At 59.5% G+C, this 20,201-nt stretch carries 16 protein-coding genes; 3 read left to right on the top strand and 13 right to left on the bottom strand.

Going from position 1 to position 20,201, the window contains the following annotated elements:
* Window positions 1–16 precede the first annotated feature (16 nt).
* The 6 genes from glgA to AC5SEM_RS11945 all read right to left on the bottom strand — a co-directional run bounded on the left by glgA (window position 17) and on the right by AC5SEM_RS11945 (window position 7,411).
* Window positions 17–1,603 carry a glycogen synthase GlgA gene (glgA, locus tag AC5SEM_RS11970; RefSeq protein WP_495473091.1) on the bottom strand — a complete coding sequence of 529 codons (1,587 nt, stop codon included), beginning with the start codon at window positions 1,601–1,603 and terminating at the stop codon, window positions 17–19.
* A 592-nt stretch (window positions 1,604–2,195) separates the two neighbouring features.
* Window positions 2,196–3,149 (bottom strand): D-2-hydroxyacid dehydrogenase family protein, encoded by a 954-nt coding sequence (locus tag AC5SEM_RS11965; RefSeq protein WP_495473090.1) that lies wholly within the window; start codon window positions 3,147–3,149, stop codon window positions 2,196–2,198.
* A gap of 13 nt (window positions 3,150–3,162) precedes the next feature.
* Window positions 3,163–4,212 (bottom strand): alpha/beta fold hydrolase, encoded by a 1,050-nt coding sequence (locus AC5SEM_RS11960; protein ID WP_495473089.1) that lies wholly within the window; start codon window positions 4,210–4,212, stop codon window positions 3,163–3,165.
* A gap of 87 nt (window positions 4,213–4,299) precedes the next feature.
* Window positions 4,300–4,734, bottom strand: a complete 435-nt coding sequence (locus tag AC5SEM_RS11955) for a YqaA family protein (RefSeq protein WP_116033031.1) — start codon at window positions 4,732–4,734, stop codon at window positions 4,300–4,302.
* Window positions 4,734–5,180, bottom strand: a complete 447-nt coding sequence (locus AC5SEM_RS11950) for a DUF411 domain-containing protein (RefSeq protein ID WP_077572718.1) — start codon at window positions 5,178–5,180, stop codon at window positions 4,734–4,736. Before AC5SEM_RS11950 ends, AC5SEM_RS11955 begins: the two co-directional genes overlap by 1 nt.
* Before the next feature lie 239 nt (window positions 5,181–5,419).
* Entirely contained in the window at window positions 5,420–7,411 is a 1,992-nt protein-coding gene (locus AC5SEM_RS11945) for a methyl-accepting chemotaxis protein (protein WP_495473088.1), read from the bottom strand.
* Window positions 7,412–7,790: 379 nt separating this feature from the next.
* On the opposite strand from AC5SEM_RS11945, the gene AC5SEM_RS11940 reads away from it, so the two are divergent.
* Window positions 7,791–8,318 carry a hypothetical protein gene (locus tag AC5SEM_RS11940; protein WP_077572720.1) on the top strand — a complete coding sequence of 176 codons (528 nt, stop codon included), beginning with the start codon at window positions 7,791–7,793 and terminating at the stop codon, window positions 8,316–8,318.
* A gap of 49 nt (window positions 8,319–8,367) precedes the next feature.
* Here the strand turns inward: AC5SEM_RS11940 and AC5SEM_RS11935 are convergent, their stop codons facing one another.
* The 6 genes from AC5SEM_RS11935 to AC5SEM_RS11910 all read right to left on the bottom strand — a co-directional run bounded on the left by AC5SEM_RS11935 (window position 8,368) and on the right by AC5SEM_RS11910 (window position 15,842).
* Complete coding sequence (locus AC5SEM_RS11935) at window positions 8,368–9,306, bottom strand: GNAT family N-acetyltransferase (RefSeq protein ID WP_495473087.1); 939 nt, start codon at window positions 9,304–9,306, stop codon at window positions 8,368–8,370.
* A complete protein-coding gene (locus AC5SEM_RS11930; RefSeq protein ID WP_495473086.1) occupies window positions 9,294–10,595 on the bottom strand; it encodes an AMP-binding protein in 1,302 nt (433 codons plus the stop codon). The genes AC5SEM_RS11935 and AC5SEM_RS11930 overlap by 13 nt, the downstream gene beginning before the upstream one ends.
* A gap of 41 nt (window positions 10,596–10,636) precedes the next feature.
* The gene (locus AC5SEM_RS11925) at window positions 10,637–13,033 is read right to left on the bottom strand and encodes an acyl-CoA reductase (RefSeq protein ID WP_495473085.1); all 2,397 of its coding nucleotides are present in this window, start codon (window positions 13,031–13,033) and stop codon (window positions 10,637–10,639) included.
* 1 nt (window position 13,034) lies between these two features.
* Window positions 13,035–14,165, bottom strand: coding sequence for a LuxE/PaaK family acyltransferase (locus tag AC5SEM_RS11920; protein ID WP_495473084.1), 1,131 nt, complete (start codon window positions 14,163–14,165; stop codon window positions 13,035–13,037).
* A gap of 11 nt (window positions 14,166–14,176) precedes the next feature.
* On the bottom strand, window positions 14,177–15,424 hold the full coding sequence (locus tag AC5SEM_RS11915; RefSeq protein ID WP_495473083.1) for an MFS transporter: 1,248 nt from the start codon (window positions 15,422–15,424) through the stop codon (window positions 14,177–14,179).
* Window positions 15,425–15,701: 277 nt separating this feature from the next.
* Window positions 15,702–15,842, bottom strand: coding sequence for a hypothetical protein (locus tag AC5SEM_RS11910; RefSeq protein ID WP_008077622.1), 141 nt, complete (start codon window positions 15,840–15,842; stop codon window positions 15,702–15,704).
* Between the two features lie 158 nt (window positions 15,843–16,000).
* On the opposite strand from AC5SEM_RS11910, the gene AC5SEM_RS11905 reads away from it, so the two are divergent.
* Window positions 16,001–16,189: a hypothetical protein gene (locus AC5SEM_RS11905; RefSeq protein ID WP_038363103.1), complete on the top strand. Its 189-nt coding sequence runs from the start codon at window positions 16,001–16,003 to the stop codon at window positions 16,187–16,189.
* A gap of 18 nt (window positions 16,190–16,207) precedes the next feature.
* Here AC5SEM_RS11905 and AC5SEM_RS11900 read toward each other — a convergent pair whose 3' ends face one another.
* A complete protein-coding gene (locus AC5SEM_RS11900) occupies window positions 16,208–16,585 on the bottom strand; it encodes a fe2+ zn2+ uptake regulation protein (RefSeq protein ID WP_150649485.1) in 378 nt (125 codons plus the stop codon).
* Between the two features lie 1,259 nt (window positions 16,586–17,844).
* Between AC5SEM_RS11900 and pvdQ the strand changes: the two genes are divergently transcribed.
* Window positions 17,845–20,169 (top strand): bifunctional acylase PvdQ, encoded by a 2,325-nt coding sequence (pvdQ, locus tag AC5SEM_RS11895; protein ID WP_495473082.1) that lies wholly within the window; start codon window positions 17,845–17,847, stop codon window positions 20,167–20,169.
* Window positions 20,170–20,201: the final 32 nt, after the last annotated feature.

Here is a 20,201-nt window from a genome sequence, read left to right as displayed (position 1 = left end):
TGGTGAACCTCCCTGGTTATTTGTGGTGAGCTTTACCCAGCGCCTTGGCGACCAGTTGTTCGTAGAGTTCGGCGTACGGTTCAACCGCTTTGCACCAGTTGAACGGCGCGGCCATGGCCCGGCACCGCATGGCATTGAGCAGTTCGGGGAAGGCGAAGACCTTGAACGCGCGGCTCAGGGCCTCTTGATAGCTTTCAGCGGTGGATTCGTCGAAGAGGAACCCGGTGACACCGTTTTCAATGGTGTCGGCCAGCCCGCCGGTATTGCGTGCGACCGGCAGCGAGCCGAAACGCTGGGCGTACATCTGGCTCAAACCGCAAGGTTCGTAGCGCGAAGGCATCAGCAGGAAATCGCTGCCGGCGAACATGCGCCGGGCGTCGGTTTCATTGAAGCCGATGCGCACGCCGATCTGCCCGGGAAAGCGCAGCGCCAGCTCGCGCATGGCTTGTTCTTCTTCCGGCTCACCGCGACCGATGATGGCGATCTGTCCGCCGTTTTTAACGATGTACTCGGATACCGCGATCGTCAGGTCGAGACCTTTCTGATAGACCAGTCGCGACACCACGGCGAACAGCGGGCCTGCAGAGTCATTCAATTCAAACAGCTCACGCACATGCGCGGCGTTGACCGCTTTGCCTTCCCAGTCGCCAATGGCGAACGGTGCGAACAGGTGCGGATCGGTGGCGGCGTCCCAGCTCTCATCGATGCCGTTGGGGATGCCGCTGAGCAAACCTTGCTGGGTCTTGGCGGCGAGAAAGCCGTCGAGGCCGCAGCCGAAATCCGGGGTGGTGATTTCCTGCGCGTAGGTGGCGCTGACCGTGGTGATATGGCTCGAATAGGCCATGCCGGCCTTGAGAAACGACATCTTGCCGTAGAACTCCATGCCTTCCTGTTGCAGGGCATGGTTGGGAATACCCAGCTCGGGGCAGGAGCCGAGGCTGGTCACGCCTTGATAGGCGAGGTTGTGAATGGTGAACAGGGTCGGCGTGCGCTGCCCGCGCCAGTGCATATAGGCCGGGGCGAGACCGGCCGGCCAGTCATGGGCGTGCACCAGATCCGGGCACCAGTGGATTTGCGCGAGGTTGGCGGCGATGTCGGCAGCGGCCAGGCCCAGACGGGCGAAACGAATGTGGTTGTCCGGCCAGTCGCGACCGTTGTTGGCGCCGTAGGGCGAGCCTTCACGCTCGTAAAGTTCAGGGCAGATCAACACGTAGATGACCAGCCCGTCCGGCATGTCCATACGGCCGATCTTGCACGGTGGCAGCGCGGCATGGCCACCGAGTTCGCCGATGATGTGAATCGGGTTTTCGCTGTGCATCACCTGCGGGTAACCGGGGATCAACACCCGCACATCGTGCAGATGAGCCATGGCCCGGGGCAGGGCGGCTGAGACGTCACCCAAACCACCGGTCTTGACCAGGTCGGCGATTTCCGAAGTGACAAACAACACTTTTTTCTTGTTGGGGTTCTGGCTCGCTACTGGAGTCAGCGTTTTGGTGCCGGGGACGTTGATCTGTCGGCTGCCGGGAACACTGACGGTGCTCGATTCTCCAACCGCCTGCTGAGCACGCTCTCCCTGAATATCCAATGCCGCACTGATCATATGAATCTCCCGTCTCGTTGATCTGATTCTTGTCTTGAACAAGCGATGTCCATGGCCAAGTCCTGTGGCCGGGCGCAAACGCGCCACGCATCGGTGAGCAAACGCTACCCAACACGCGCAAGCAGAATGGGTGATCGGGCCGTTGCAAGGATTGCACCAGTCGCTTTGGCCCAGTCTTTCTGATGACCCGTCGCTGCGCGCAAAAGTTTCGAGTTTTTTTCGGCAATGTGACTGGTCGGTTTTACCCCGCGAAAGTCAGTCTAGGCCAGATCCTAGAGCGGGCCAGAGCAAATGGGTAAATTGTTCGACAATCGGTTGGCAGTCTGAGCAAACCGTACTTTGGCGGGGCAAACGCACCGACGAAGTGCAGGTTTTTCTGCGGGGAAGGGCCAAAACGGTGACTGGCCGGTCACGATTTTGTGCTAGCGGGAAGGGTGGTTGCACTGTTGTGGTGCGGGCAGTTTGTTGATGGGGTGACTGTTATGTCGCTATCGCGAGCAGGCTCACTCCTACATTTGAAATGCGTTCCCCTGTAGGAGTGAGCCTGCTCGCGATGACGATGGTGAATTCACCCGATCATTACCGCATTGGCTTAATTCAACAGGCGAACCGCCTCCCCAGCCGACCAAGCCTGAACATCCTCGATCATCTGCGAAAAGAACTGCTCATAGTTTTGCCGACTGACATAGCCCACATGCGGCGTGGCCAAGACATTGTCGAGTGTGCGAAACGGGTGCATGGCCGGCAGCGGTTCCTGCTCGAACACGTCCAGCGCCGCCCCGGCGATCTGCTGTTTCTGCAAGGCCTTGATCAGTGCCGCTTCATCGACAATCGGCCCGCGCGCGGTGTTGACCAGCAGTGCCGTCGGTTTCATCCAGCCCAGCGCCTGCGCATCGACCAGCCCGCGACTGCGCTCACTAAGCACCAGATGCACCGACAGCACATCGGCCTGCTCGAACAGTTGCTGCTTGTTCACGTACGTCACGCCAACCTGTTCAGCCCGTTCGGCGGTGAGGTTTTCGCTCCAGGCGATCACCTTCATGCCGAACACCTGACCGAACTGTGCAATCCGCTGGCCGATGCTGCCCAGACCGAGAATGCCAAGGGTCTTGCCATGCAAATCACCGCCGAGCCCTTGCTGCCACTGGCCGGCGCGCAGGGCGTTGGCTTCTTTCACCAGATTGCGTGTCGCCGCCATGATCAGCGCCCAGGTCAGTTCCGGCGCGGCTTGCTTGTAACTGTCAGTGCCGCAGACCTTGATCCCGAGTTTTGCCGCCGCCTGCATGTCCAGCGCGGCATTGCGCATGCCGCCGGTGACCAGCAACTTCAGATTGGGCAAGCGCTTGAGCAAGTCTTCGTCGAACCGCGTGCGTTCGCGCATCACGCAAATCACCTGATAGCGGCCCAGGCGCTCGGCCAGTGTCGCGTTGTCGGCCGGGTAATCATGCTCGAACGTCACTTCACCAAGGCTATCGAGGACTGACCAGTCGACCACGTCGCGGGCCACGTCCTGCCAGTCATCGATTACTGCAATCTGCACCGCCATCAGCCTTACCTCATCAACGAACGGGATTGGATGTATTCAGCCAGTCGAGCAGGGCCTTGTGGAACTGCGCCGGTTCTTCCATTTGCGGCGCGTGGCCCATGCCGGGAAATTCCACCAGCGTCGACTGCGGGATCAGCTTGGCCACTTGTTTGCCGAGCACATCATAGTGGCCGATTTTCGCTTTCACCTCTGGTGGTGCGAGGTCCTTGCCGATGGCGGTGGTGTCAGAGGTGCCGATCAGCAGCAGGGTCGGCATCTTCAAGTCCTTGAACTCGTAGTACACCGGCTGGGTGAAAATCATGTCGTAGATCAGCGCCGAGTTCCACGCCACTTGGGTCTTGCCCGGGCCTTTGCTCAGGCCGGCGAGCATGTCTACCCAGCGGTCGAACTCCGGTTTCCAGCGGCCATCGTAGTAGGTGGTGCGTTCGTAATCTCGAATGCCTTGGGCGCTGACTTTCAGCTCACGTTGATACCACTGATCTACCGTGCGATAGGGCACGCCGAGGGCTTTCCAGTCCTCCAGACCGATCGGGTTGACCAGTGCCAATTGCTCGACCTGCTCGGGGAACAGCAAGGCATAGCGGGTGGCGAGCATGCCGCCGGTGGAGTGACCGAGCAACGTGGATTTCTGAATGCCCAGCGCTTTGAGCAACTGCTGAGTGTTGGTTGCCAGTTGCTGGAAGCTGTACTGATAGTTGTCAGGTTTGCTGGAGGTGCAGAAACCGATCTGATCCGGCGCGATCACCCGGTAACCGGACTCGCTCAAGGCCTTGATCGAACTGTCCCAGGTGGCTGCGCAAAAATTCTTGCCGTGCATCAGCACCACGGTGCGGCCATTGGCCTTGCCGTGGGCGGCGACGTCCATGTAACCCATTTGCAGGGATTTGCCCTGCGACTGAAAGGCAAAGTGTTTAAGCGTGTAAGGGTATTCGAAGCCTTGCAGTTCCGGGCCGTAGGCCGGGCCTTCCGGCGCGGCTTCGCCTGTCGTGGCAGCCTGAGCTGACAGGGGCAGGGCGGCGCAAAGGAGCAGGGAGGGGAGCCAACGGGAAAACGTGACAGACATAAGGTCAAACTCCGTTTGAAATCGGCCGATGCTGAAACGGCTGGATTATGCCGACGTTAAACACAGGCAATGCCCGCAGCCAAACGTTCAACCCAGCCAGCCCAGCGTCAGCATGGCCAGCACGCCGTAACGTGCGCCTTTGGCCAGGGTGACGATCAATAGAAAGCGCCCGAGCGGTTCGCGCATGACGCCGGCAATCAGCGTCAGCGGGTCGCCAATGATCGGCAACCAACTCAGCAGCAACGACCAATGCCCGTATCGCTCATAGTGTTTGCGCGCCTTGGCCATGTGCGTGGGGCTGAGCGGAAACCAGCGGCGATCCTGAAAACGCTCGAGGCCACGGCCCAGCCACCAGTTGACCAGCGAACCGAGTACGTTGCCCAGCGTTGCCACGGCGAGCAGGCCCCACAGCCAGTAACGCTCGCTGACGATCAAGCCGACCAGCACTGCTTCGGACTGCAACGGCAATAAGGTGGCCGCACCGAACGCGGCAAAGAACAGCCCGAAGTAAGCGGCGCCGATCAATGGGCCGGGTAGTCCGCCACGACGACGTCAGCGCCGTCCTTTTTCAGACCGATCACTTGATAGGCATCGCTCATGCCGTCCATTTCCATGCCCGGCGAACCCATCGGCATACCCGGTGCGGCGACGCCGAGCAGGTCATCGCGCTTGCTCAGGGCCAGCACTTGTTCTGCTGGCACATGGCCTTCGACGAATTTGCCGTTGATGATCGCGGTGTGACACGACGCCAGACGCGGCGGTACGCCATGTTGTTGCTTGAAGCTGCTCATGTCGCTTTCGACGTGGTCTTCGACTTTGAAACCGTTGGCTTCGAGGTGGCTGATCCATTTTTTGCAGCAACCGCAATTGGCGTCGCGGTGCACTTCGATCGGGATCAGGTCGGCGGCTTGCGCCAGGGAAGAAATGAACAGGGCGCTCAGGGCGACCAGACGCAGGTGGGTTCGCATAGCGGATTCTCGGCTCGGCTGACGATCAGAAAAGAACGCATTTTGACCGGTTTTTCCTGCGCGGCATCAACGCAATGTTTCCAGTTGTTGCAAAACGCAGCACCAACCTGTGGGAGCGAGCCTGCTCGCGAAGGCAGTGTGTCAGGCACTGGATGCAGTGACTGACAGGACGCTTTCGCGAGCAGGCTCGCTCCCACAAGGGTTATCTGTTGGGCAGAAAACCCTTATGGGAGCTTCGATCAGCGGACTTTGAAACGCCCCATGATTGCGCTCACCCGGCTGTTGGCTTCGAGCAATTGATGGGTGTTCAGTTCGCTGGCTTTGCCACTTTGCACCAGCTCATCAACCATGTGGCGGATCTGCACCATGCTGCGGTTGATCTCTTCGGTTACAGCGCTTTGCTGTTCGGCGGCGGTGGCGATCTGGGTGCTGAGGCTGTTGATGTGGCTGACCGAGCCGGCCATTTCATCCAGACCCGAGTTGACCCGTGCGGTGGCATCGGCGGCGGACTGGCAACTGGCCTGGGTGTTTTCCATGGCGCTGACCGACGAACTCACGCCTTGAGTCAGACGCGTCAACATTTCGTTGATTTCCGAGGTGCTGGCCTGCGTACGCGCGGCGAGGGCGCGGACTTCATCGGCGACCACGGCAAAACCACGACCCTGTTCACCGGCGCGGGCTGCTTCGATGGCGGCGTTGAGCGCCAACAGATTGGTCTGCCCGGCAATCGCACCGATCACCCCGAGGATTTCGGTGATGCGCTGGGCGTCCTGCTGCATGTTTTCGACTTTGTGTGTGGCACTGGCCACTTCATCGATCAGCGCCACGACGCTGTTGGTCGCTTCGCCTACGACTACGCGCGAGCGGTCGGCGTTTTCATTGGCACGCTGGGTGAACGCGGCGGTTTCGGCGGCATTCTGCGCAACGCTTTCTGCCGTCGAACTCATCTCGGTGATGGCGGTAACGGTCTGATCGGTTTCCGAGGCGTGACGCAGCAGGATCTGGCTGGTGTGCGCCGAAGTGCGCTGCAGGTTGTCGAGGCTCGAGGCCATGGCACCGGTGGCCTGAGTGACTTCGCCGATCATGTTTTGCAAGTAGGCAATAAAGGTGTTGATCGAATGACCGATGGCGCCGAGTTCATCTTCGGCGCGAATGGTGATGCGGCGGGTCAGGTCGGCATCGCCGCTGGACAGCAAATCGATGTTGGCTTTCAACGCTTTCATGCGCTGCACCAATTGGCGAATCGCGTAGACCTGCAACAGCACCAGCAGGATCACCAGTGGAATCTGCAACAGGCTCAAGGTGCTGAGGACGTCATCACGCTGGGCGGTGAGCATTTTCGTCGGCAGGGCGGTGGCGAGGAACCACGGTGTGCCTTCAATCGGGCGCATGAAGAAGGTGCTGGCTTCACCGTTGTTGTCGAACTCGATGCGCTGCGCCTGATCACGATTCTGCAGCCCGGCTTTGACCTGGCTGGCGAAGGTCGACGTGCCGGCCAGTTCGCTGATGTTCTTCAACACGATCGGGCCACTGATGCGCGAGCTGTTACTGATGATCTTGCCGTCGGCTTCAACGATGAGCATCTCGGCGTTGAGGTCTTTTTCCTTGCGCGCCACCAGATCGTTGAAGAAGCCGAGAGTGACGTCGATGGTCGACACGCCCCAGGCATTGCCGTTTTTCTGGATGGCCATGGCGCAGTTGGTGCGCGGCTCGGCGCTGGCATCATCCTTGTAAGCCGCCGCCCACGCGCATTGGCCACGCGGTGTGGCCATGCCGCCCTTGTACCAGCTCTGGTCGTAATAGTTGGGGGCTGCGTCGCTGTTCCAGAACGTGTTCACGGCCAGTTTGCCCGACGCGTCGCGGTGCCAGAAGGTACTGGATTTGTTGCGCCCGGCTTCACGCTGCCCCGGCAGCGGCCAGATCCCGCCACCGAATACCTTCAACTCACCGTACTGATCGACCAGGCCTGGCAGTACCGTGTCGATGGCGGCGCTGTCGAGCAGTGGGATGGTCTGGGTGATGCTGCGCTGTTGCGCCTGCACTTTGTTCAACTCGCCCTGAATCTGCTCGGCCACTTCGGCGATGCGGTTGAGGACGACTTGTTCTTCGGTATGCCGCAGCTTGGGGGCGACCAGTTGGCTGATGCCGACCACGGTCAACACCGACAACAGCAAAATGAACAGAACCAGAAACAGCGTGTAGCGAGCCTGAATGGTACGGAATGCGGGCATGGAGACCGGTCCTTGAGCAGCGTTTCTTATTAGGGGGCAGGGGCAAAACAGTGCGGGTGTCCACAGCGTATCGTCGTTACATCGCGAAGCTTTAGGTACTTGCGTCCTAATAGACCTGAGCGCCGATGACTGGTCGGTATCGGCTTCGATACACAAGCGCTGGTCATCGCCTGCGACCAGCTGAAAAAGCCATTTTCATTTCATTGTGATGACGGCTCTGGGTCAGGGTTTGCGGGGCGTTGCGCTTTTGTATCGAGAATGTACAAGAATTGTAAAAAAGTGCAGAAAGAGGTTGGTGCCATCAGTTCGCCCGCCGATACTCGCGGCCATTAATGCCGTTCACTCGGATATTTCAGGTCATTTCACAGGGAGTCTTTTCATGACGATCGGTAATGTCGGCGGCTGGCAGGCCAAGGCAGGACTACTGGTGCGCGACACCGGCGCAAAGAAACAAGTGTCCCAGAGCGTCAAGGTGCAGCAGATGCTGACCCTGGTCGGTAATGATCCCACCGCGCTGAATACCGCCGAAATGGACAAGCAGGGTTTGCGCAAGGCGATCAAGGGTTTCGATCCGGCGAACGTTTCAGTCAAACAAATGGGCAATCTGAGCGAGATGCTGCGTAGCCGCGGGCTGATCTCCGAGATCACTTCCTTCACGTTGAAGAACGCGGGTGACAAGTTCGACCGTTTCGGCGTGACCAAAGATATTGATGCCAAATTCAACGCCCTGGAGTATTTCGCGACCCAGCTCGATGCGATCCAGAGCAATGGCCTCAATGGCAACGCCTACGGCAAGAACCTTATTCCCGAGTTCAAGAAAGCGATTTATGTCCTGCAGAACCTGAAGACCTACGGTGACGGCAACGTCGCCAAACCTGTCGACCAGGGCGTCAAGGCCAAGGCCTGAGTTCGAGCGTTGTAGCCCGCTCAATGTGTGAGCGGGCACTGGTTTTGACTCAAGAATGCGGCGCTGCCTCGCTGGCACGCGCTGCGATCTGCTGTTGCGCCTGATCGTGCAGGCGCTGGATATGCGGGCAACGCAACTCCAGCGTACGTGGGCGATAACCCCGATGAAACAACGCCAGCCATCCCGCGCAACGATCATTCGGGGCAATCCCGGTGAAGATGAATCCCATCGCCGACAGACTGTCCACGGCGCTGGCAAAACCTGTTGCCAGCCTGAGCCTGATCGAGATCATCCAATGCCGGGGCAATTGTCGTAGCTGTTTAAGCAAACAGCTGTCGAGTTTTTTCAGCAGCACCTCATAGCGCCCGGAACATTGTTCGACATGTATGGGCGGTCCGACCCAAAGCGGTTCTTTTTCCTGTGTTCCGTAAACGCCGGACAAATGTTCCATGAAGTCGCGGCAGCCGGGCGGCCAGGGCAGTGCCGGAAGCGGGTGCCGATAACCGTCGATAGCGGTGAAACCAATGACGATGGTCTCGGGCAACGGTTCACCAAATGGCGAGGGGACATAGTCGAGCAACAATCCCGTGCTGCAAAAGCCGAGCCGGTCAGCCATGCGTTGCGTGTAGGCATGCTGCGTCACTTGTTTGATGGTCACGCCATGGCACCCCAGTGCTTGCGCATGGATCAACAAGCGCGTGCCTAATTGCGTGGCGATGTTCTGTCCGCGTGTCGACGGGTGTACCACGCTCAAAGCCAGTTCGGCTGTGTGCGATCCGCTGTTTCTGCACAACGTCGCGTGCCCGAGAATTTTTTTCCCGGATTCCGCTACCAATGAATGCCACCTGCCATCGCCGTGGTTCTGGTTGATCATCAAAGGCAAGTACACATGCGGCTGCACGTAATGGTCACCATAGATTTCCCTGAACAGGCGGCTGACCGCCCCGGCGTCGGTACGGCGATAGCTGCGCAGCGTCAAGTTGTCCATGGGCATTGCTCCGACCGCAGGTTGTCATAGCGGCGCAGGTCGACGACGCGTTGGTGTTTGCCGGAGCGTGGATGGCGAGCGAGTTCATCGTGTGTGCAATGGGCAACCTGCAATTCAAGTTGCCGATCAGCGTTGAGGCGCGCGATCAGCGGGTAGTGCTCGATCAAGTCACGGTGCAATGTTGAGCTGGCCGGTGCGGTTTCCGCCGTCAGCACATCGGGTACCCACTTCAGCTGCAAGATGTCGACGTTCGCCGGCTGGCTGATGACCAACTGCCAGTCATCACTGCCAGTGGCACGCCGGACCATTGCGCTGATGTCTTCGATGATCAGCGTCAGCGAGCCTACCCGCACGCGCGGGCTGCTCGCGCTGCGCCCCATCAAGGCAAACTTGCGCATCGGCGCCGTGCCAGGTTCTCGCCAACAGGCGAGGTCGCCCACGGGGTAGCGGATCAACGGCATCAGCCGGCGGGTGAGGTTGGTCATCACCAGCCGCCCGGTGCGGTCGCATTCCTCAATCACTTCACCGGTGTGTTCATCGATGATTTCCAGCACGCTGTGACCGGGCAGCATCCGGTGCTCGCCCAAGGCGCAATCGCGACCCGTGGTGCCGATGAGTCCCGCGTCGACACTGGCATAGCCGATGGAGGCGATCCGTGCGTTGGGGAACACCCGGCGCAACATCTGCAATTGCCCGTCAAACAGGCTTTCCCCGCCATACAGCAGGGTCTCGACCTCGGTCAGGGTTTGCGCCTGGCGCTGCAGCTCACTGGCGAACGTCAGCAATTGCGCGGGCACCCCGGCCAGTACGTTGATCCGGTGCTGACGGATAGCGTCAGCCAACACCCCGTTCGCCACATCACCGGTGAACGGAAATTCGGTAACACCCGCTGTTTCGTGCGCCAGTGCATCGTGGATAAAGATGAAGCTGGCATACAGGTCGCCGACAAAGAACAGGTTGGCGACCCGGTCTCCGGGATTGAGTTGATGACCGAGCTGGCTGCCGAAGTCCCGCACCAGGGTCTGCCATTCTTCGCGGGTAAATACTGAAAGTTTACCGGCTCTGGTGGTTCCACCGGTTTTGAAGACCAGTGCGCGTTCGACGGTAGAAGTCAGCACCGGCCATTGTTCGAAGTTCTGGCTGTTTGCCCAATAGTGTTGTGGGTCCGTCACTGGAAGTTGATCCAGTGCAGTGAACTGTGGTGCAACGTTATGCAACTGTCTGGCGTAATACTTTGAATGCGCTCGGGCAAAAGTGACCAACTGATTGAGTTCGAGTGTTGCGTTCATGGTGTTCTCTTTAATTGTTATGACCGTGGGCGATAAATGTTTTAACGGCGCGCATCGATGACGGATGGAATCTTTCCGCTGTGTTTGTTTCTGCTGAACTGCTGGGGCTCGCAGATTTGCGCTTCTACCGTGAGCAGTCTGCTGCGCAGCAAAGTGGCCAGCGTCGAGTAACTTTGCACTCGGTCGAGAATGTCGGCGGGGTTGCCTGGGCTGCGAATCAGCATTCGTTCCAGGCCATCGGGTGCTTGATCGAGGTGCAACTGAAACGCGGTTTGCAGGTGCCGTGCGAGTTCGTTCAGGCAGATGAAGTCGCTGCCGATACGCAGCAATCTGCCGTGCCGTTGCAGCAACTCGAAGCGTGGCGAACTCAGCCCGCACGGGCAGTCGCCAGGTCGCCAGCGACCGGTGTCGCCGACGTCATAACGCTGGACCTGCTGACCCTCGCGAGCTTTCGAGGTGAACAGCAACCGGCCGACTTCATCACCGACGACAGGCACGTCCTGCTCCATTGCGACGATTTCCAGATGCTGGATGTCGTCCATCAGGTGAAACACACCATCAGCGGTTGCCGCGCAGGCGTGCCCGAACGGCCCCGCATCGACGCTGCCATACACTGCCGAGCGGATGCTGGCGACGCCGCAGCGCTGCAGTAGCTCGCGACACTCATCACTGATGTGTTCACCGCCGAGAAAGACTTTTTCAATGCCGCCGTAACGGCTCAAACGTAGCTGTTCGTTGAGGAACAATCGATGCAGGGTGCTGGGCATGCCGATCAGCACGGTGACGCGCTGCTCGATGATCACTTGAGCAATGTCGCTGTAGTCATCGTCGGCGGGTGCGCCCATGGGCAGGTGAGTCGCGCCCAACAGTTCCAGTACTTTGGCGAAACTGAAGAAGCCGCCGTACAGGCTGCCACTGAAGAACAGGTTCATGACCTTGTCGCGACCCGGATCGAGTCCTGCCGCAAACAGACCATCGGCGGCGGCGCGCATCTGGCGTTGAAAGTCGCGGTAGCTGAACCCCGCTAGCGCCGGTGTGCCGCTGCTGCCGCCAGAGCGGAAAAACAGTTGTGCGGCCGCTGTCGTCGGCCGCGCGATAAACGCCGCTTTGTCGGTGATCGGCAGGCCCGACAGCGACGGCGCGCGAGGCGGCCGGTCGAGGGTCATATGGCTAGGCAAATGCGTTGGCGCGATGCTGACCGAGACACGTCGGCTCAGGCGTTGCAGTGCGTAAACGCCGTCGTGAGGTTCGCCGTCGTAGCCGTCATGAATGGCATTGACGGGCGTAATGCGGCTGACGCCCGCGGCAATCAGCGTGCGCGACAGTTCAGCGATCTGCGGCTCGGCACACACCAGTGCACAACTCTGCAATACGTTGCGCCAGGGCAGCAGCGTCTGGGCCAGACGCGCGCGTGGCAGGGGCTTGAGCAGCAGCGTGCGAAACAGTGGCGAGGGCGCGAACACTTGGTCATGGCGCCAGACAACTCGCCAGCCCGGCGCGCTCCAGACGTGCGCCGTCACAGCAGAAAAGCTCTGGGCCAGGCGCGTCATCAAGGTATGGGTGGTGATCTCGCTGGCTTCCTGGACCGTCGGGGTCAGCGCCGGCCATTGCCCGGCACGGCGCTCGAACGCCGTGGCCAACGCTGAGCCGATTTCGTGCAGCACGGCCGGTTCGTCGCTGTCGACCAGTAACCATTGCGGGCTGGAACAGGCCTGCTGATCCAGTCGGCAAACCTCATCGGCTATCGCCTCCAGCGTTTGCGGCGTGGCAGCGTCCGGCGTCAGGTAGGCAAAACTGACGCGGTGGCCCCAATCGATCCAGCGACATCCGGGCGGCAACTGTTGGCGGATGGCTTGCAGCGCGGCTTCGCCACCCCACGCCGATACGCCATTGGCCATTTTGCACAAGCGGCCGATTTGCGCGGTTGCCACTGGTAGCACGGCCACGTAATGGCGCAGTTGACCGCTGGGGTCGCATTGCACCAACGCATGCAGCAGACGTGCAGTCAGACCTTGGTCGCTGCGGCTGGGGCGTAGCCAGTTGATGTTGCCGGCCAAGAGGCTTTCGATCATCGCGCAGCAGGCCAGCAATGGCGCGTTGGCCGGTGTCACGTGGACCACCAGACCCAAGGGGCTCCAGCGCTCGAAACGCGATTGCCGACAATCGAAGCGGCGCAGCGAATCGGCGTGATCACCCAGTTCGCGTTCAAGTTTGTTTTGCAGGGCGTGAGGCTGACAGAAATCGATCAGGGCCTGGCGTTGTTCGTCATCCAGCGGCAACTCGACGCAGTGCAGTTGCTGCGCAAGGTTTGCCGCGGCGGTCAGCACAGTGGCGCGCTGCAGCGGTGTGCTCAGGTGTTGCGCTAAGGTCTGATGCAGCAGCGTCAGTGCGGTGTCGAGATCGAAGTCCGCGTGCAGTTCTCCGTTGATCAGGTACATATCAGTGCTTCCCCAATAATTCAGATGCCGCCATCGCGCAGCTTCTGCCGACGGTAGTGCCCGCGCGGCCATGCAGTTCGAACCAGTCACTGGCCAGACCGCAGCCGCAACTCGAGCCGGGATACAGCGTCGCCAGGTCGCTCATCACCACCGCGTGCGCCGGGCTGGATGAAATGTAAGGCGAGACAAAACCCAGCAAGCCTTGCTGGCCGTAGGGCTGGACGGAAAAGTCGCGCGGATTGCGCACGTAGGCCTTGGCGTAAACCGGGACATGAAAATGATGCCGGGCACATTCGATGTAGGGCACTGCGTGCTCGACCGCACCGTAACCGTCTCGGCATCGCGACATCTCAATGCCCAATTGCCGGGCGATGTGCTCATACAGTTGTTGTTTTGGAATCTCCTCGCTGGCGCGGGTTTTCCAGCCACCGCCGAAAAACACCAGCGAATCGGCCGGCAGTTGCCGGGCAGGCACGCCGGTGGCCTGCATCTGCTGCAGGGTCTGCCAGAGAAATGCCGGGAAACCGAAAATGCGCACCGGCAGGCCTTCTTCGGCGAACGATTGCAGGGCCGCGATGACGCCAAACACATCGAACTGATGGCCGTCGCCGTTGCAGCGCAAGGCATAGACGACCCGATTGACCGGGGCAAAGCGGCAGAGGAATTGGTCGGTGTAGGACGTCCCCAGCGTGATCGCGCCTTGCGGCTCGTAGCTCAGCAGCAGGTAGTTGCACGGCGTGTCCGGTGAATTCCAGCCGTAGTGGCTAAAGATCCGTTCGACCATGAACTGCGCGCTCGACAGACTGCGTGGGTCGTAGCGCATGCGGCTTTTCTGGCCACTGGTGCCGGACGAGGTCAGTTCCAGAGCGGTTTCTCCGGTCGGGCTGAGCAGCAGTTGCCGTTTGAAGAAGTTGGCCAGAATCGGCGGCAGTCGCGACCAGTCATCGAGACCGTCCAGGTCCTGTACGTCAAAGCCATTCGCGTTCAGCCAATGTGCGTAGCCGGGGGTGTGCTGGCAATGAAACCGACTGATCTCGGCCATGGCCTGATCGAACAGGCCGGCAGGCACGGCCTCCGGGCAATAGGGATGCGGCAACGCGCAGAGCGCATCGCTGGCGGGGAAGTGGTTCATTCAATATTCCTTTATTGAGCAGAAGCGGAGTCAGGTCGGTTGCGTTGCAACAGTCCCTGGACCAGAGGCAGGCACATCAGGCCGCTTAAGGCGGCGTAGAGCGCAAAGAGTTCGAGGCGTGCGCCACCACCGATGGCGCCAATGAGCGAACCGCCGAGGCCCATCACCGCAATCGAAATCATCCCGACCAGTGCCGAGACCAGGCCCTTGCTGTCATCGCTGGCAAACAGCGCCAGCCGATACATTGCGGCGTTGCTCATGCCCAGCCCTACCGCATACAGCGCCAGGCTCGCGACCACCGGACCAAGACCGGCGCCAGATAGTGCGCAGCCGATCAACGCCAGAAGTCCCAGGCAAAACGGCCAGAGCGCCAAGCGAATCAGCCGCGGTAACGAGTGCGTGGCCAGCAAGCGGTCGAGGATCAGATTGCCGACGATAACGGCGGAGAAAATCGGCATCTGCCACAAGGCATATTCCACTGGCGGCAGCCCCAGCGACTGCATCAGCAGCAACGGCGCCAGGCCGATCCACGCGATCAGCGGCAGGCTCATCAGCCCCAGCGCAAGGCTTGCGGCGAGAAACCGGCAATTGCCAAACAGCGCGCGGTAACGCTGGCCGGTCTGGCGCCAGGAAAAACGCACCGCTGGTTGCAGGCGTCCATCGCGACGCACGGTCCCGACTGTTTCCGGCATGCAGACGAAAAGCCCCAGCCAGACCATTGATGCGGCAACACCCAAACCGAGAAACAACTCACGCCAGGACAGCCATTGCAGGAGCAGGATGCCCAGCAGCGGCCCCACCAACGGTGACAGCAGGGCGATATTGCCGAGCAGTGCCATCAGACGCACCGCATCGGCCTCGCAGAACACTTCTTGAAGGGCGGGATAACTGACCGCCACGACAAACCCCAGGCCCATGCCTTGCAGCAGTCGCAGCAGATTGAAGGCTTCAATGCTGTGGCTGGCATATGCTCCCGCGCAGGCGACACCGAACAATGCGCAACCGCTCAACAATACTCGCCTTCGACCCCATTGATCGGACAGCGGCCCGATCAGCCATTGCAGGCAGACGCCGCCCAGCAGATAGAGATTGAAGGCGTTGGGAACATGCCGTACATCCGCTTGAAGTTCTGTTGTAACGGTCAGCATGGCCGGCATGATCAAGTCGCTGGCCAGGTAAGTCAGAAGTTCAAAAGCGCTGATGGCCAAACAAAACCCGAGCACTTGGAGTGGCCCGATTGGTATGAGTGTTCTCTGCATATACGTCCCTGTTGGTGAGTGGAAGAAAGTTGCCAGAGACTAGTTGCAGAGGCTTGTGCGACCTACTTTTTTGCTGCGACATTAGATTTCAAATACTTGCAACTTGTTTAGGGGTTTGCACTTTGCGGAGGAACACTTGTTACATCTGCGTGGCAGACGCTGGCGGCAAAAACAGAAAAGCCCGCTACACGGCGGGCTTTGTTTGAAGTGGGTCGGGCTGGTGAGTTTCCCGCCTCGGCTTGTTCATCGACAAGCGAGTGGGATGAACATTCCTGTTCTATCGATGTTGGTAATAGCCAGGGCCACCCTGGTAGTAGCGATGATGATCACCGTGCCAGCCGCCGTGGGGGAAGATGATGCAGCCACTCAGGGTCAGCAGGGCAAGAACGGGAATCAGCCAAGTGATTCGACGCAGCATTTTGAAAATTCCTCATGGTTACGCCGTCATGAAGCCAAAACTCTTCATCGGCTGTAACATGAGACCCCGATTGCAGCAGCGCATCCCCGTAGAACGGTAAGTGCATGGCATGCAAACGGATACAAACCGGATACATTTCAACGTTTCAGGAAGCCGTAATGACCCACAAGCAACGCTTGATTTATTCGATTCTGATCGCCGTGTCGGTCCTGGCGATCATGCTCGGCCTGTCCTGGCTGCAAAACGCCGGCATGATTTCGGAGAAGACGTTCCAGTTCGTCGCCATCGGTGTGGCGGTGATCGTGGTGGTGATCAACGGCGTCATGCGCCGCAAGGTCAAGCCTTGACGGCGATTGCCGTACGCTTCAATCGTTGTTGAGGACGGCCGCAGCCTGTGGATGCAGGCTGTAGCTCTTGTCTTCATTGAAGGTGATCACACCTTCGGCGCACAGGCGCTTGAGCACTTCGCGCACACTGAGAAAGGACAGCGGAATATCCAGGTCCAGCAATTGGCTGTGGACACCGCGCACGCCCAGACGTCGCTCGCTTTGTGCGGCAACCAGCAGGGCGTCAATGACTTTCAGACGAATCAGGCTGGTGCGCAGCCCGAAACTTTTCAGCAGCAAGCGGATGCGTTCGTTTCCGTGACGCTCGACGCGTTGCCCGAAATCGCTCGCGTGTGGGCTCATGGAAATTCCTTTGGGTGCCTGGCTACCGTCCGTTGGTAGTTGCGAGTTGTACATGCGATTACTCCTTTTCAGAGTCTGATCGGGGAGGGTTTTTTTGCTCTCTCTAAACAAGACGTATCAGCACGACAAATCATGAAAGAAAATATGTAGAAAATTTGTTGGGGGTTTGTCTTTTTCTTGTGATTTCGGGTTGGGGGGGGTGTTGGCCGTGGCGGCCTTTGGGCCGACCAGGTTCTTGGGGTTTTGGGGGGATATCCGTTTTTTTGGGGGTTGCGGCTGGCGGTTCCGCCCTTACGGCGGGTCACTTTTTCAGACGCCAAAAAGTAACCAAAAGGCTGGGCCCCGGCGTTCGGCCCTCGCCGTGGCTCGGGTTCCTTCGTTACGGGATCTATCCGGGGGCATCGCCTACGGTTTGCTTCGCTGCACCTCCTCTCGATGCATTTGGCTCCGCCAAACGGTCGCTGCGCTCCCACCCCCGGATAAATCCCTCCACTCAGCCTGCCGAAGGGGCCAGCACGGCAAGATCAAGAGCTGCAGTCGAGCTAACGCTCATCCTGTTGAGTGGTGAGTAGCGGGCGGGGGGGCGGCTTTTTGATTTATTTCTGAATTTGAGTACGGCTCGGTATCTCACGTCGGCGTACTTCTACCAATCACCGCGATCAGTTCCCTCTCCCTCCGGGAGAGGGCTAGGGTGAGGGGCTTTTGATTTATTTCTGAATTTGAGTACGGCTCGGTATCTCACGTCGGCGTACTTCTACCAATCACCGCGATCAGTTCCCTCTCCCTCCGGGAGAGGGTTAGGGTGAGGGGCTTTTGATTTATTTCTGAATTTGAGTGCGGCTCGGTATTTCACGTCGGTGTATCTCTCGCCATCACCTCGGTCAGTTCCCTCTCCCTCCGGGAGAGGGTTAGGGTGAGGGGCTTTTGATTTATTTCTGAATTTGAGTGCGGCTCGGTATTTCACGTCGGTGTATCTCTCGCCATCACCTCGGTCAGTTCCCTCTCCCTCCGGGAGAGGGCTAGGGTGAGGGGCTTTTGATTCTGCTTTGGGGGATTGCGTGGAGAACTTAAATTTTTTCCTCTGACTTCGTTTCTTCGACAGGCTCATTGCGCGTGGACGCGTGGGTGTTTCCAGGGCGGGTCCGCGTTAGCGCCAGATCCGCTCTTTGGCATGTCGATCAGGAGCGAGCGTGATTATTTCCAGACAGTTAACCGGATTGAGGCGGCTGCAAGCTTCGAGCTTCGAGCGGCAAGTTGAAAACTTCGGTTCGAATGTCAAATATGGCTTTTGCTCGAAGCTTGTCGCTCGTAGCTTGCAACTTACAGTGGCCAGCGTGTTTTTCGGACTGAGTTGCTCAGCCCATGCGTTCAGCCCGGCCACTGATGTCAGCGCGGATATCCGCCGTACCGCTTTTGGGGTGCCGCATATTCGTGCGCAAGACGAGCGCGGGCTCGGGTTTGGCATTGGTTACGCCTACGCGCAGGACAACCTGTGCCTGTTGGCCAACGAGATCGTGACCGTCAACGGCCAGCGTTCACGTTATTTCGGCCCGGATCAGTTCACCGTCGAACAACGCGAAAACCGTGTCAGCGACGTGTTCTTCACCTGGCTCAATACGCCCGAGGCGGTCAAGGCTTTCTGGCAGGCGCAACCTGCGCAGGTGCGTGATTTGGTCGAAGGCTATGCCGCCGGCTACAACCGTTATCTCGCTGAGCGCCGCCCGCAGGGCTTGCCGCAACAATGTCAGGGTGAGTGGGTGCGAGACATCGCTGCGCAAGATCTGGTGAAGCTGACCCGCCGTTTGCTGGTCGAGGGGGGTGTCGGTCAGTTCGCCGAGGCTTTGGCCGGTGCTACTCCGCCGCATGCGAGCGCCGCAATCGAACAGAACGCGCAGGCCTATCAGTTGGCCGATGCCCGTCAGCAGCGTTTTGCCCTGGATCGTGGCAGTAACGCTGTCGCGGTGGGCAGCGAGCGCTCGTTCAACGGGCGTGGGATGTTGCTGGCCAACCCGCACTTCCCTTGGGTTGGCGGCATGCGCTTTTATCAGATGCACCTGACCATTCCCGGCAAACTCGATGTGATGGGCGCCGCCTTGCCGGGACTGCCGATGATCAATATCGGCTTCAACCAGCACCTGGCCTGGACGCACACGGTCGATTCGTCGAAACATTTCACACTCTATCGTCTGCAACTCGATCCGAAGGATTCCACGCGCTATCTGCTCGATGGCAAATCATTGCCGCTGAACAAGCAGACGGTCACCGTGCAGGTGAAACAGGCCGACGGGCAGGTAGTGCCGGTCTCGCGTGATGTCTACAGCTCGCAGTTCGGACCGATCGTGCAATGGCCCGGCAAGCTCGACTGGGACAATCAGTTTGCCTACAGTTTGCGCGACGCCAATATCGACAATGATCGGGTGCTGAACCAGTGGTACACGATGAATCAGGCGTCCACGCTTTCGGAACTGCAGGATTCAGTGCACAAGATTCAGGGTATTCCGTGGGTCAACACCCTGGCCGTCGATGACAAGGGCCAGACGCTGTACATGAACCTGTCGGTGGTGCCAAACGTCAACGCCGAGAAGCTGGCCAAGTGCAGTGACCCGCGTATTGGCACGCAAATGATTGTGCTGGATGGCTCCAACAGCGCCTGCGCGTGGGACATCGACCCAACTGCGGCGCAGAAGGGCATCTATGCCTCCAGCCAGTTGCCGCAGCTGTTGCGCAAGGATTTTGTCCAGCATTCCAACGACTCTGCGTGGCTGGCCAACCCGGCGCAACCGCTGACCGGTTTCTCGCCGCTGATCAGTCAGGAAGGTCAACCGCTGGGCTTGCGTTCCCGTTTCGCGCTGGACCGCTTGAGCACGCTGAGTAAAAAAGGTCCGTTGGCGGTGAAGGATCTGCAGCAGATGGTGATGGACGATCAGGTGTATCTGGCGACTCAGGTTGTACCGGATCTGCTGAAGTTCTGTGCCTCTGACCTTGGCGCCGACGCGCAATCCCTGAAGCCGGTCTGCACCAGCCTCAAGGCCTGGGATGGCCGGGCCAATCTCGATTCGGGCGTGGGCCTGGTGCACTTCCAGAACATCATGCAGGCCTTGCAGGCTTCGCCGGATGTCTGGCGCGTTGCGTTCGATCCCAAAGATGCGCAACACACCCCGCGTGGCCTGGCCGTCGAGCAGCCGGCGGTGGCCAAGGCACTGCGTGAGGCCATGCTGGCCTCGCTCGAGTTGGGCACAAAGATGGGTCTCAAGCCGCAAACCCGCTGGGGTGATATCCAGGTGGTCAGCAGTGGCGGGCAACAGACGCCGATTCATGGCGGGCCGGCGACGCTGGGAATCTACAACGCCATCCAGAGCGTGCCCCGTGAGGACGGCAAACTCGAGGTGGTCAGTGGCACCAGCTACCTGCAAGTCGTGACGTTCGACGACAAGGGCCCGCACGCCCAAGGGCTGCTGGCATTCTCGCTGTCGAGCGATCCGGCGTCGAAGTATTCGCGGGACCAGACCGAAGCGTTCTCGAAGAAACAGTGGAGTGTGCTGCCGTTCACCGAACAGCAGATTCAGGCAGACCCGCAGTATCAGGTGCAGACTGTTCGCGAGACGTTGGACAAGGCGGGGAACGTTGCCGCTCAATAAACCCGAGCGCTAGTGTCGACGAGTCTGAAGGC

It is taken from the genome of Pseudomonas sp. CH61 (assembly GCF_059429415.1).
Note: the sequence above shows the minus strand (reverse complement) of the source record. Positions and strands in the feature narration are given on the sequence as shown.

Bases quoted from the DNA above. Each gene is read 5' to 3' on its own strand.
- glgA (WP_495473091.1), bottom strand. From the start codon at position 1,603: ATGATCAGTGCGGCATTGGATATTCAGGGAGAGCGTGCTCAGCAGGCG.
- AC5SEM_RS11965 (WP_495473090.1), bottom strand. From the start codon at position 3,149: ATGGCGGTGCAGATTGCAGTAATCGATGACTGGCAGGACGTGGCCCGC.
- AC5SEM_RS11960 (WP_495473089.1), bottom strand. From the start codon at position 4,212: ATGTCTGTCACGTTTTCCCGTTGGCTCCCCTCCCTGCTCCTTTGCGCC.
- AC5SEM_RS11950 (WP_077572718.1), bottom strand. From the start codon at position 5,180: ATGCGAACCCACCTGCGTCTGGTCGCCCTGAGCGCCCTGTTCATTTCT.
- AC5SEM_RS11945 (WP_495473088.1), bottom strand. From the start codon at position 7,411: ATGCCCGCATTCCGTACCATTCAGGCTCGCTACACGCTGTTTCTGGTT.
- AC5SEM_RS11940 (WP_077572720.1), top strand. From the start codon at position 7,791: ATGACGATCGGTAATGTCGGCGGCTGGCAGGCCAAGGCAGGACTACTG.
- AC5SEM_RS11935 (WP_495473087.1), bottom strand. From the start codon at position 9,306: ATGGACAACTTGACGCTGCGCAGCTATCGCCGTACCGACGCCGGGGCG.
- AC5SEM_RS11930 (WP_495473086.1), bottom strand. From the start codon at position 10,595: ATGAACGCAACACTCGAACTCAATCAGTTGGTCACTTTTGCCCGAGCG.
- AC5SEM_RS11925 (WP_495473085.1), bottom strand. From the start codon at position 13,033: ATGTACCTGATCAACGGAGAACTGCACGCGGACTTCGATCTCGACACC.
- AC5SEM_RS11920 (WP_495473084.1), bottom strand. From the start codon at position 14,165: ATGAACCACTTCCCCGCCAGCGATGCGCTCTGCGCGTTGCCGCATCCC.
- AC5SEM_RS11915 (WP_495473083.1), bottom strand. From the start codon at position 15,424: ATGCAGAGAACACTCATACCAATCGGGCCACTCCAAGTGCTCGGGTTT.
- AC5SEM_RS11910 (WP_008077622.1), bottom strand. From the start codon at position 15,842: ATGCTGCGTCGAATCACTTGGCTGATTCCCGTTCTTGCCCTGCTGACC.
- AC5SEM_RS11905 (WP_038363103.1), top strand. From the start codon at position 16,001: ATGACCCACAAGCAACGCTTGATTTATTCGATTCTGATCGCCGTGTCG.
- AC5SEM_RS11900 (WP_150649485.1), bottom strand. From the start codon at position 16,585: ATGTACAACTCGCAACTACCAACGGACGGTAGCCAGGCACCCAAAGGA.